The 923-nt window shown below is 69.9% G+C and carries 4 protein-coding genes; all 4 read right to left on the bottom strand.

The window, feature by feature from the left end; all coding sequences use genetic code 11:
* Positions 1-37 precede the first annotated feature (37 nt).
* The gene (locus tag HW554_RS20245; protein ID WP_176910340.1) at positions 38-274 is read right to left on the bottom strand and encodes a hypothetical protein; all 237 of its coding nucleotides are present in this window, start codon (positions 272-274) and stop codon (positions 38-40) included.
* Positions 275-278: 4 nt separating this feature from the next.
* On the bottom strand, positions 279-443 hold the full coding sequence (locus HW554_RS20240) for a hypothetical protein (RefSeq protein ID WP_176910339.1): 165 nt from the start codon (positions 441-443) through the stop codon (positions 279-281).
* Positions 440-697: a hypothetical protein gene (locus HW554_RS20235; protein ID WP_176910338.1), complete on the bottom strand. Its 258-nt coding sequence runs from the start codon at positions 695-697 to the stop codon at positions 440-442. Before HW554_RS20235 ends, HW554_RS20240 begins: the two co-directional genes overlap by 4 nt.
* Positions 698-700: 3 nt before the next feature.
* A partial coding sequence (locus HW554_RS20230; protein WP_176910337.1) for a hypothetical protein occupies positions 701-923 on the bottom strand: 223 nt, incomplete at its 5' end.

Here is a 923-nt window from a genome sequence, read left to right as displayed (position 1 = left end):
TGCCCCGGTTGCGGCCGGGGCTGGCGGGCGGCGGCTGCTACCACCCGGCCCGCGTGGTATCGGCCGGCACCGGCCGGGTCCACTGTCCCGCGTCCTCGTAGGTATCAAGCCGCCGCTCGGGGGCCAGCTCGTAGCGCGTAGCGGCGGGGCGCGGGTCGGGCGCATCCTGCAGGCGGGTGCAGGAGCCGAGTAGCGCGGCCACAGCGGCGGCGCGCAGGGCGGACGTAGCCCACGGCAGCAGGCAGGCGGCGCAGAAGCGGGTAGCGGTTTTCATAGCGTTAGCGGGTTTGGTGGCGAAGGAGGACAACGAGCTCACTCAGCTGGCAGCGGACGCGCCCGGTGGGCACTTTTACCGGGGCCGGGGCGTGTTGCCGGCGGATGGCTTCGATGTTGGCCCCAAGGGCAGCGGCCAGCGGCGTGGTGGGGTTCAGCAGGGTCTTCATAGCTGCGGGATTCCACTGTAGTAGGCGTTCAGCTGGTCGAGCAGGGCGTCTTGTAGCCCCTGCCGCAACTCGGCTTCGGTGAAGGCTCCGAGCAGCGGCAGCAGGCTCAGGTACACCGTGCCGCGAAAGCAGCCGGCCTCGTAGGCGTAGCCGTTGCGGGTGCTGTAGTTGGCCCCGATGTCGAGGCAGTGCAGGCCCGCGGCATCAAGTAGCGGCTGCAGCTCGGCCACCAGGGCAGGGATGAAGTCAGGCATGGCTTAGGCGGCGAAAGAGGTGAGGGCGAAAAACTCATCGGCCGGCTTGACGCAGGCAAGGGCGCGGGCCGTGCGCAGCTTGGCAATGCCGTAGTGGGCGCTCAGCAGCAGGGCCAGCAGGCCATCGGGCGTGTAGGTGCCGTGCATCTTGCGCAGCGTGGCGGCCTGTTTGGCGGCGCTGATCAGGCCGTTGCTTTGGGCGCTGGCCAGCTCGGCCTGCAGCAGC

It is taken from the genome of Hymenobacter lapidiphilus, from assembly GCF_013377885.1.
In the GTDB taxonomy this organism is placed as follows: Bacteria; Bacteroidota; Bacteroidia; order Cytophagales; family Hymenobacteraceae; genus Hymenobacter; species Hymenobacter lapidiphilus.
This window is presented reverse-complemented; position numbering and strand designations above follow the sequence as displayed.